The organism is Achromobacter sp. DMS1 (assembly GCF_001270295.1).
The window spans coordinates 18666-28843 of the sequence record NZ_LHSJ01000050.1; the positions used below are offsets into that span (position 1 = coordinate 18666).

Here is a 10178-nt window from a genome sequence, read left to right on the forward strand (position 1 = left end):
GGCTGCGCGAGGCGGGCGCGCAGGTGCGCCGCGCTGCGCTGCCCAGCGTGCGGCTGGCCGGGGAAATCGCCCGCGACGCGGCATGATCGCCGCCGAGGCCTATGCGTTGCACGCCGGGCGGCTGGCGGCCGGAGCGGCCGGCTACGACCCGCGCGTGGGCCCGCGCATCTTGCTGGGGGCGCAGGCGTCCGCGCACCGGTACGCGGCGGCCCGGCTGCGCCTGCGGGAGCTGCGCGCGCAGTTCGACCGGGAGCTGGACGACGCCGAGGCGGTGCTCACGCCCACGGTGCCCATGCTGCCGCCCAGGCTCGCCGACCTGGACGACGACGCCGCCTATCTGCGCGAGAACGCCCGCGCGTTCAGCCTCACCGAGTTCGCCAACCGGCTCGACCTGCCCAGCATTTCGCTGCCCGGCGCCGGCGGCGCGCGCCTGCCCGCAGGTCTGCTGGTGACCGGCCGCCGCCTGCGCGACCGCGCGCTGCTGCATGGCGCGCTGGCGGTGCAGGCGGCGCTGGGCGATGCGGTTTCCTGATTTTCCAGTCCTTGAGGATGTCGTTTCATGCTAGTTGTCCACGCCCAAGACCTTACCGATACCGAACGCCATGCCCGCGGCCCCGGCTGGGAGAGCCGGCGCATGATCGTCAAGCGCGACGGCATCGGCTATTCGGTACACGAAACCCGCGTGTTCGAAGGCGCCGAGCTGCGCCTGCATTACAAGCACCATTTCGAGGCCAATTACTGCATGGAGGGCGAAGGCGAAGTGCTGGACGTGGCGACCGGCCAGGTCCATCGCATCGTGCCGGGCACGCTGTATGCGCTGGACCGTCATGACGAGCACATCCTGCGCGCCACGCGGGGCGATCTGCGGCTGGTATGCGTCTTCAATCCGCCGCTCAGCGGACGCGAAACGCACCGCGAGGACGGCAGCTACGCGGAGCCGGCGGACGAGGACCAGGGCTGACGCGCCCTAGCGCGCCTGCCCCTGCTGGGCCTTCAGCCGCGTGAGCACCTCGGTAAGCGTGCGTTCCGAGTGTTCGAGGTAATCGGACAGCGCCTGGGCGGCGTCGCCGCGCCGGTCCTGCACCAGCAGGCCATGGATATGGCGCTCGCGTTCGATCCAGTCGGCGGTCTGGATGCGGCTTTCGTCGGGTTCGGAGGCGAATACGAGGCGCAGCTGCGCGCACAGCGTGAGGAAGAACTCGTCCAGCAGGCGGCTGCCGAGCTGGGCCACGATGTGCTGGTGGACCTGCAGGCTGAGCGTGCCGACGCTGCGCCAGTTCTTCCTGGCCAGGGCGCGCTCGGCCGCGTCGATGGCGGCCAGCATCTTGTCGAGCAGGGCCGGTTTCAGGGGCTGGTCGCCGCTGACGGCCTGCATTTCCAGGGCGCGCCGCGCCGCGTAGATATCGCGCAGGTCTTTGCGTTCCATGCGGCGCACCACCACGCCCTTGTGGCGGATGAACGTGGCCAGGCCTTCGCGGCCGAGCTGGTGCAGCACTTCGCGGATGGTGTTGCGCGACGCGCCGTAGCCGGCGGCGAGGTCCACTTCCACGAGCTGCGTGCCCGGCGGCAGCTTCCCGCCCATGATGTCGTCGCGCAGCCGGTGGCTGATGCGTTCGGCGATCGAAAGGCCGCTGTCGCGTTCGGCAGGCATGGGGGGCGAGCTCCTGATGGGGGCGCGGCGGCCGGCCCGCGGCGCCCGTGGTTCTTATTTCCAGGCGACCTGTTCCGGATGCAGGCCGTGGACGCCCTTATACGGTGAAACTTCCGGCGGTGTCCAGCCTTGCAGCAAGGCCGGGTCCAGCGCATAGACCTCCACGCCCAGCGGGCGGCAGACATCGACGGGATCGCGCGCGTCGGGCCCCCACATGGGCACGGAGAGATCGCCGCCCGGGCAGGTGGAAAGCGCGCACAGCAGGTCGATCTCGGCGAAGAACTCCAGGTAGTCGCCGGGCTGGGCCGGGCAGGCCTTCATGAAGTATTTGTCGTCGTCGTTCAGGCCGGTGACCTGGAACACGTTGAGCACGTCGTGCACGTCGAATTCCGTGAGGCCGTAGGGCGCCACTGCGCGGGTCAGGTTCGAATGGCAATGGAAGTGGAAGTCTTCGCCGGACAACAGCTTGTTGACGTAGGGGTCGCAGCGCGTGCCCAGCAGGTCGTGCACGCGGCCGCCGTCGCCGTCCTTGCCGTAGCCGGCCAGCGTGTCGTCGGTGATGGTGGCCATGGGGCGCAGGTAGGGCAGGGTGGACCAGAGGCGGTCGTAGGTGCTGACGTGCGCGCGCTGGAGCTGGACTGACATGGCGGTGCAGGATGCCGAATCGATGCGCGTTTGGCGGGCCGCGGCCCGCCGGCAGGCGCGCGGAGCGGCCCTGGACCGGCTGCAGCCGGCGCTGCTCGACCGGCTCATGGACGACAACCCGGGCGAGCGCACCGAGCCGCCGGGCCGCGCCGTCATGTCGCACATGGAGCTGCGCGCGGCGGTGCTGCGCGACCTGCGCTGGCTGCTCAATACCGTCAACCTGGAAACCACGGACGACATCTCGCCGTACCGCTGGGTGCACGGCTCGACGCTGAATTACGGCGTGCGGGCCATGGCGGGCAAGCGCATGTCGGAAATCGACTGGGTCGACGTGGAGGATTCCATCCGCGACGCCATCATCCGCTTCGAGCCGCGCATCCTGCCCGACACCATCGAGGTGCGCTGCGTCACCGACACCGGCACGCTGGAGCACTACAACGTGCTCAGCCTGTCGATACGCGGCCTGCTCTGGTGCGAGCCGCATCCGCTGGAATTCCTGTTCCGGTCGGACATCGACCTCGAGAGCGGGCACATCGACCTGCGCGACCTGGGAGGCGCCTGATGGATACGCGCCTGCTCGAGTACTACAACCGCGAGCTGGGCTACATGCGCGAGATGGGCGCGGAGTTCGCGCGCCAGTATCCCAAGGTGGCTTCGCGCCTCGGGCTGGGCGAAACCGAGGTGGCCGACCCCTACGTGGAGCGGCTGCTGGAGGGCTTCAGCTTTCTGAGCGCGCGCGTGCAGCTCAAGATGGACGCGGAGTTTCCGCGCTTTTCGCAGCGCCTGCTGGAAGTGATCTATCCGCATTACCTGGCGCCCACGCCGGCCATGGCCGTGGTGGCGCTGGAGCCCAGCATGAACGAGGGCACCCTGGCCAAGGGTTTCCGGCTGCCGCGTGGCACCCTGCTGCGCGCGCGCCTGACGCGCGGCGAGCAGACGCCCTGCGACTTTTCCACCGGCCACGACGTGACGCTGTGGCCGCTGAAGGTGGCGCGCGCCGAGTTCACCGCCACGCCGCCCGACCTGCCGCTTACGCGGCTGGGCTTCGGCGGCCGCGCCGGCAAGGTCGCCGCCGCGTTGCGCCTGCGGCTGGAAGTGTGCGGCGGCCTGTCGCTGGAGGAACTGGACGTGGACCAGCTCACGTTCTTCCTCAACGGGCAGGACGTGGCCATGAACCAGCTGCTGGAACTGATCCTGACCAAGTCGGCGGGCGTGCTGTGCCACGAGGCGCAGCGCCCGCCCGCCTGGCTGAACCTGCTGCCGCCGGATGTCATCCGCCACGAAGGCTTCGACGACGCGCAGGCGCTGCTGCCGGCGCAGGCGCGCGCCTTCCAGGGCTACCGGCTGATGCAGGAGTATTTCGCCTTCCCGCAGCGCTTCCTGTTCTTCAGCCTGAACCGGCTCCGGCAGGGGCTGCGCACCGCCGGCCGCGACGGCAAGGCGCCGGAGACGCGCGCCTTCGACATCACCATCCTGCTTTCCGAGGGTGCGCCGGACCTGGAAAGCACGGTGCAGACCTCGAACGTGGCGCTGCACTGCGTGCCGGCGATCAACCTGTTTCCCAAACGCAGCGACCGCGTGGCGGTGACGCCGCGCACTCACGAATACCACCTGGTGGTGGACCGCACCCGTCCGCTGGATTACGAGGTCTTCGGCGTCACCCGCGTGATGGGCCATCGCGCCGGCGGCGAGGAGCGCGAGTTCCGCGCCTTCTACGGCACCCTGGGCGACGACGAGGACGAGTACGGCGCATACTACGCCACCCGGCGCGAGCCCAGGCTGCTGTCGGACACCGCGCAGCGGCAGGGGTCGCGCACGGGTTATGTGGGCAGCGAGCTGTTCCTCTCGCTGGTGGACCGGCGCGAGGCGCCGTTTTCGGGCGACCTGCGCTATCTGTCGCTGGATACGCTGTGCACCAACCGCGACCTGCCGCTGCTGATGCCGCTGGACCGCGAATCGGATTTCAGCCTGCGCGTGTCGGCGCCCGTCTCGCGCATCAAGGTGCTGCGCGGCCCTTCGCCGCCGCGTCCGGCGCTGGCCGAAGGGGCGGCCGCGTGGCGGCTCATCAATCACCTGGGCCTGAACTATCTCAGCCTGACCGACCTGGACGCCGAGCAGGGCGCGCAGACCCTGCGCGAGACGCTCAAGATCTACGCCGACCTGTCCGATCCGGTCGTCGCCAGGCAGATCGCCGGCCTGTACCGCGTGCGCGCGGTGCCGATGCACCAGCGCCTGCCGGTGCCGGGCCCCATTGTGTACGGGCGCGGCGTGCGCATCGAGCTGACGCTGGACGAGACGGCGTTCTCGGGCATCAGCCCCTTTCTTTTCGGCGCGGTGCTGGAGCGGTATTTCGCGCGGCACGTATCGATCAACATGATGACCGAGCTGGCGCTCGATTCGCTGCAGCGCGGCGCGATCGCCCGCTGGAAACCGAGGCACGGAGGCCGGCCCGTATGCTGAAGCCAGCTCCGCGCCCGCAACCAGGAGATCTGCCCATGCAAGCCGCCCGACTCGCCCAGCCCCGGTACGAACCCGTGCACCTGCTCGGGGAGGTGCGCGCGGTGGACGGGCAGGACTGCGTGGTCTGGTGCGACGGCCGCGAATGGCGCTGCCGCCGCGCGGCAAGCTGCCTGCTGGCGCCCTCGGTGGGGGACCAGGTGCTCATCAGCGGCCCCGATCCGCAGCGGGTCTATCTGATCGCGGTGACCGAGCAGGCCGACGCCGCGCTGAGCCGCCTGCGCGCGCCGGGCGCCCTGCTTATCGAAGCGGCGGACGTGTCGCTGCGCGCGGGCCGGGGCCTGCGCATGGAAGCCGGGCGGCTCGAACTCAAGGGCGGCGAGGCCGACTGCGCCATCGACGAAATGCGCTACCGGGGCAAGGACGCGCGCCTGACGGTGGGACAGGTGCGGCTGGCGGGCAGGCTGTACGAGCTGGTGGTCGACAAGCTGGTCCAGCTCACGCGCAACGCCCTGCGCCTGACCGACGAAATGGACCAGACCGCGCGGGCATCGTGGACGTGGAAGCGCGGCAGTCGGCGCGCGTGCACGGCAAATACAGCGTGGTCACGGGCGAAGAGCTGGTCAAGGTGGATGCTCGCCAGATCCACATGGGATGACGCGGCGCGGCGGGAGCGCGGCAAGCAATCAGGGAAACGGGATATGGAACGCGTAGTCAAGGCTTATACCCCTCTGCCCGAGGAACAGTTGAAGTTCCGCGGGATGTACGGGCACGAGACGCTGTCGCAGCTTTTCGAGTTCGACGTGGAGCTGGTGTCGGATTCGCATTCGCTGGACATGAAGCAGTTGCTGGGGAAATCCGTCACGCTGGAGATCGAGACGTCCGGCGCGAAGCCGCGCTACCTGAACGGGCAGGTCACGCGCTGCGTGCTGGTGGGGCGCGAGGGCGCGACCGCCCGCCACTATATCTACCGCGCGACCCTGCGTCCGTGGCTCTGGTACCTGACGCAAACGTCGGACAACAAGATCTTCCAGAACAAGTCGGCCCCGGACGTGATCCAGGAGGTGCTGTCCGACTACAAGTTTCCGGTCGAGGTCAAGCTGGCCGACAACTACCGCAACTGGGAATACTGCGTGCAGTACCAGGAAACCGACTTCGCCTTCATCAGCCGCCTGATGGAGCACGAAGGCATCTACTACTGGTTCAAGCACGAGAACGGCAAGCACACGCTGGTGCTCACCGATGACGTCACGCAGCACGATCCGCTGCCCGGCTACGAGACCATTCCCTACTACGGGCCGGACCGCGCGGCGGTGCCTCAGGAGGAGTACATCTCCAGTTGGGAGGTGTCGGAGGAGATCACGCCGGGCGCTTTCGTCACCAACGACTATCATTTCAAGACCCCGGGCGCCATGCTGGAAGCCCGGCGCAACAATCCGGGCGCCTACGACAACGGCGACCTGGAAGTCTACGAATGGCAGGGGGGCTACACCAGCGCGGCGGATGCCGAGCGCTATACGCGCGTGCGCCTGGAAGACCTGCAATGCCGCCAGGAGCAGGTCAGCGGCGCTTGCAATGTGCGCGGCGCCGCGCCCGGCTATCTGTTTACCTTGCGCAACCACCCGCGCCAGAGCGAAAACCGCGAATACCTGGTGGTGGGCGCGCGCTACCGCATCCGCGAGGGCGGCTACGCGAGCGGCGCGGGCGGCGCCAGCCTGTTCGACGTGGACTTCACGGTGCTGCCGTCCAACGTGCAGTTCCGCGCGCCGCGCGTCACGCCCATGCCCCACACGCACGGCCCGCAGACCGCCAGGGTGGTGGGCAAGCAGGGCGAGGAAATCTGGACCGACAGCTACGGCCGCGTGAAGGTGCAGTTCCACTGGGACCGCTATGGGCAGAAGAACGAAAACAGCTCCTGCTGGGTGCGCGTTTCCAGCCCGTGGGCGGGCGGGGGCTTCGGCGGCATCCAGCTTCCGCGCGTGGGCGACGAAGTCATCGTGGACTTCATCGGCGGGCATCCCGACCGGCCCATCATCATCGGCCGCGTCTACAACGCGGGCAACATGCCGCCCTGGAACCTGCCGGACAACGCCACGCAGAGCGGTTTCCTGAGCCGCTCCAAGGACGGCACGCCGCGCACGGCCAATGCCTTCATGTTCGAGGACAAGCCCGGCCAGGAAGAGATCTGGCTGCACGCGGAACGCAACTACCGCACCGAGGTCGAGCTGCACGAAACGCACACCACGGACGGCAACCGCACGACCGCCATCGGCGTGCACGACGCCACCACCGTGGGCGGCAACCGCAGCATCCACGTCACCGGCGCCGACCTGCTGACGGTGGGCCAGACCCGCGACGTGACGGTCACGGGGCATGAAAACTACACCGTCAAGGCCTCGCGCAAGACCGAGGTGCAGAACGGCATGAACACCGAGATCTACGGCCAGGGCCTGACCACCACGGTCAAGGCCGTGGGCGAGACTCGCGACATCACGGGACCGTTCAAGGAAACGCTGCACAATACCGAGACCCGCACGGTGACGGGCCTTTTCAACGAAACCTTGAACGGCGGCGAGCTGCGCACGGTGAACAAGGCTTCGAACGTCACCATCAAGGACGGCAGCATCCTGACCGTGGCGACCGGGGACTCGGTGCGCAAGGTGTCGGCCGGATCGCTGGAGGAAACGGTGAACGGCCACGTCAAGCTGACTTCCGAAACCTCGGGCATGGACATCCACGCGCCGCAGACCATCAACATCACCAGCGACGTCGACGTGGTCCTGCAGGGCAAGAAGGTCAAGGACCTGTCCACGTCGAGCTGGCTCAAGGCCACGCCCTTCGGGCTGACCCTGACGGTGGCGCAGAGCACCATGGGCGTCTTCAATGCCGCGCTGTGGCGCTCCAACCTGGCCATGGCGCTTTCCACCGCTTCCGTTTCGGTGATCAGCAGCAACGTGTCCGGCGTTTCGTACAAGGTGGCGGCGGCGGATTATAAGAACAAGGGGCTGGAAACCGAAGCCATCGGCTTGAAGTCGGCCCTCTGCGGCCTTTTTACGCTGATCTGAGCGCGGCAGCGCATGGACGGCCACCAACCTCCAACACAGAAGAAAGGAATATTCAAGCATATGGATTTGCCAACTTGGGCGTGGTGGGCGATCGGGCTGGGTCTGTTCGTGGTGATCGAGGCCTGCGTGGCCCTCTGGTTCATCCGCAAGCAGGTCCAGCGCCGCCAGGAGGCGGCCGCGCAGGTCGAGCAGGTGCGGCGCACCGGCGATCCGGCCTCGGCCCTGGTGCTGGAGGCCACGGATACCGGCAAGCGGCTGGGGGCCTACACCTATTTCGTGGTGAAGCTGCGCCTGCGCGTCACGCCCGCGGCGGGCGAGGCGTTCGAGACGGAAATCAACGCCAACATCTCGCCGGTGCGCATTCCGGATTTCGCCGAGGGCAAGGTCATCGCCGTGCGCGTCGATCCGCGTACCCGCGCGGTGGCGGTGGACCAGCGCACGCAGTAGGACATGAAAACCGTGAAGCCGTCCCGCCTCAGCCTGCTCTCTCGCCCCTACCGGTGGCGCGGGGAGGACTGGCTGGGCGTGGCCGTCATGGCGCTGGCCGGCCTGGAGGACGAGCCGCGCCTCTACACCGAGCAGGACCTGTGGCGCACGGCCGCCGAAGAGGGCGACGGCGCGCTGGACCTGGGCATTCCCAAGGCCGAGGCCGAAGTCTTCGTGCACGGGCGCGCCTATACCGCGCCTTCGGGCCAGGACCGCTCGTGCGCCGTGCGCATGCGGGTCGATACGGTGGACAAGTCCTTGCTGGTCTTCGGCGACCGCTATTGGCTGGACGGCCGCATCACCGAGCCGCTGCCCTTCGAGGAGATGCCGCTGGACTGGAGCCGCGCGTTCGGGGGGCCGGGCGATCCGCGCAATCCGGCCGGCCGCGGCGCGGCGGTGGAGACGCTGGGCAGCATGAGCCTGCGGCCCCTGCCCAACATCGAAGCGCCGCTGGAGCGCATGGAATCGCCCGCGCAGCGCCCCGCCGCCCGCGGGCTTCGGGCCGCTGCCCGTCGACAGTCCGCAGCGGCTGGCGCTGCTGGGAGGGCGCTATGACCAGCGCTGGCTGGAGCAGTCGTTTCCGGGCCTGCCGGACGACGCCGACTGGCGCTATTTCAACGCCGCGCCGCCCGACCAGCGCTGGGAGGGCCGCGACACGCTGCCCGCCCGGGCCGGGTACGCATTCTGGAACATGCACCCGCGCAGGGCGGTGCTGAGCGGCAGCCTGCCCGACTGGCGCGCGCGCGTGTTCGTGCGCCGCGCCGACCAGGCGGACGGGCTGGAGGAAATCGGCCTGCGCCTGACCACGGCCTGCTTCTTTCCCGGACGCGAGCGCGTGGCCCTGATCTGGCACGGCGCGGTGGCCGTGGCCGAAGACGACGCGGCGGACGTGGCGGTCATCATGCCGGCGCTCGAACAGGCGGCGGACGCGCCCCGCGCGCAGGATCACTACCGCGACACGCTGGCCCGCAGGCTCGATCCGCGGCACGGCGCCCTGCATGCGCTGCGCGACGACGACCTGGCGCCGCGCGCGCTGTATGCCGGCGAGGGCGCGGCCCTGCCCGACGTGGAGGACCGTCCGCTGGCGCGCCGCCTGCGCGAAGGGCGGCGGCGCGACCGCCAGGCCCAGCGCGAAGAGCTGGCCGGGCTCGGCCTGCGGCCCGACGACTACCTGCCGCCCGAAGACGCGCCGGCGCGGCCGCTCACGCTGGACAACCTGCCCGAGCGCCTGATCGAGCAGGAGCGCGAGGCCGAACGCACCCGGGAGCGCCTGCTCGCCGAGCGCGAGAAGATGCTGGCCGATTCCGACGTGCGGGATTTCGCGAAGCAGAGCGCGATGAATCTCGACGCCATGGGGCCGGAAGGCGAGGGCGGCGCGCGCGGCCGCTTCGATCCGCCCGCGCTCGAACGCCAGCTGCGGCAGGCGGACATCCTGCAGGAGCCCGGCGGGGCGCGGGCGCGCTGGGCCGAAGACCTGCGCCCCGAACTGCGCGATGCCTACCGGCACACCGCCCACCTGTTCGACCGCGCGCCGTCCATGACCCCGCTGCGCGCCCGGCGCACCCGGGGCAAGGTGGAGGCGCTGCTGCGCGGCTCGCGCGATCTGTCGGGCCTCAACCTCATCGGCGCCGATCTGGCCGGCATGGATCTGGCCGGCGCGCGCCTGTCTGGCGCCATGATGGAGAGCGCCAATCTGCGCGGCGCCGTGCTGGACGGCTGCGATCTCACCGGCGCGGTGCTGGTGGGGCCGACCTGCAAGGGCGCATCGCTGGCCCGGGCGCAACTGACGCGCGCCAACCTGGCGAGCGGTGCGGGCAGGCGAAGCCAGCTTCGAGGCGGCCGACTTCACCGAGGCCAATCTGCAGGAAGCGGAC

9 protein-coding genes and 3 pseudogenes are annotated in these 10178 nt (G+C 69.5%); 10 read left to right on the forward strand and 2 right to left on the reverse strand.

Annotated features, from left to right (window positions below; all coding sequences use genetic code 11):
* Positions 1–82: 82 nt before the first annotated feature.
* Complete coding sequence (locus tag AD428_RS08155; RefSeq protein WP_053244810.1) at positions 83–532, forward strand: amidase family protein; 450 nt, start codon at positions 83–85, stop codon at positions 530–532.
* Between the two features lie 27 nt (positions 533–559).
* Complete coding sequence (locus AD428_RS08160; RefSeq protein WP_053244811.1) at positions 560–961, forward strand: ectoine synthase; 402 nt, start codon at positions 560–562, stop codon at positions 959–961.
* A gap of 6 nt (positions 962–967) precedes the next feature.
* Here AD428_RS08160 and AD428_RS08165 read toward each other — a convergent pair whose 3' ends face one another.
* Positions 968–1651, reverse strand: coding sequence for a GntR family transcriptional regulator (locus AD428_RS08165; protein ID WP_053244812.1), 684 nt, complete (start codon positions 1649–1651; stop codon positions 968–970).
* Between the two features lie 54 nt (positions 1652–1705).
* Positions 1706–2287, reverse strand: a pseudogene (locus AD428_RS08170) (urea carboxylase-associated family protein); the annotation flags it as partial.
* 7 nt (positions 2288–2294) lie between these two features.
* Here AD428_RS08170 and tssE point away from each other — a divergent pair.
* The 8 genes and pseudogenes from tssE to AD428_RS29375 all read left to right on the forward strand — a co-directional run.
* Entirely contained in the window at positions 2295–2858 is a 564-nt protein-coding gene (tssE, locus tag AD428_RS08175) for a type VI secretion system baseplate subunit TssE (RefSeq protein ID WP_082308318.1), read from the forward strand.
* Complete coding sequence (tssF, locus tag AD428_RS08180; protein ID WP_053244813.1) at positions 2858–4756, forward strand: type VI secretion system baseplate subunit TssF; 1899 nt, start codon at positions 2858–2860, stop codon at positions 4754–4756. The genes tssE and tssF overlap by 1 nt, the downstream gene beginning before the upstream one ends.
* A gap of 35 nt (positions 4757–4791) precedes the next feature.
* Positions 4792–5411 (forward strand): annotated as a pseudogene (locus AD428_RS24610) (DUF3540 domain-containing protein).
* Positions 5412–5454: 43 nt separating this feature from the next.
* On the forward strand, positions 5455–7818 hold the full coding sequence (locus AD428_RS08185; protein ID WP_053244817.1) for a type VI secretion system Vgr family protein: 2364 nt from the start codon (positions 5455–5457) through the stop codon (positions 7816–7818).
* Between the two features lie 60 nt (positions 7819–7878).
* A complete protein-coding gene (locus AD428_RS08190) occupies positions 7879–8265 on the forward strand; it encodes a DUF4381 family protein (RefSeq protein ID WP_053244814.1) in 387 nt (128 codons plus the stop codon).
* 3 nt (positions 8266–8268) lie between these two features.
* Positions 8269–8859: a DUF2169 domain-containing protein gene (locus AD428_RS08195; RefSeq protein ID WP_053244815.1), complete on the forward strand. Its 591-nt coding sequence runs from the start codon at positions 8269–8271 to the stop codon at positions 8857–8859.
* Positions 8810–10045: pseudogene (locus AD428_RS28825) on the forward strand (DUF2169 family type VI secretion system accessory protein); the annotation flags it as partial. The gene AD428_RS08195 and the pseudogene AD428_RS28825, both read left to right, overlap by 50 nt.
* A gap of 67 nt (positions 10046–10112) precedes the next feature.
* Positions 10113–10178 (forward strand): pentapeptide repeat-containing protein (locus AD428_RS29375; protein ID WP_369798719.1); only part of this gene is annotated, 66 nt, incomplete at its 3' end.

Bases quoted from the DNA above. Each gene is read 5' to 3' on its own strand.
- AD428_RS08155 (WP_053244810.1), top strand. From the start codon at position 83: ATGATCGCCGCCGAGGCCTATGCGTTGCACGCCGGGCGGCTGGCGGCC.
- AD428_RS08160 (WP_053244811.1), top strand. From the start codon at position 560: ATGCTAGTTGTCCACGCCCAAGACCTTACCGATACCGAACGCCATGCC.
- AD428_RS08165 (WP_053244812.1), bottom strand. From the start codon at position 1,651: ATGCCTGCCGAACGCGACAGCGGCCTTTCGATCGCCGAACGCATCAGC.
- tssE (WP_082308318.1), top strand. From the start codon at position 2,295: ATGGCGGTGCAGGATGCCGAATCGATGCGCGTTTGGCGGGCCGCGGCC.
- tssF (WP_053244813.1), top strand. From the start codon at position 2,858: ATGGATACGCGCCTGCTCGAGTACTACAACCGCGAGCTGGGCTACATG.
- AD428_RS08185 (WP_053244817.1), top strand. From the start codon at position 5,455: ATGGAACGCGTAGTCAAGGCTTATACCCCTCTGCCCGAGGAACAGTTG.
- AD428_RS08190 (WP_053244814.1), top strand. From the start codon at position 7,879: ATGGATTTGCCAACTTGGGCGTGGTGGGCGATCGGGCTGGGTCTGTTC.
- AD428_RS08195 (WP_053244815.1), top strand. From the start codon at position 8,269: ATGAAAACCGTGAAGCCGTCCCGCCTCAGCCTGCTCTCTCGCCCCTAC.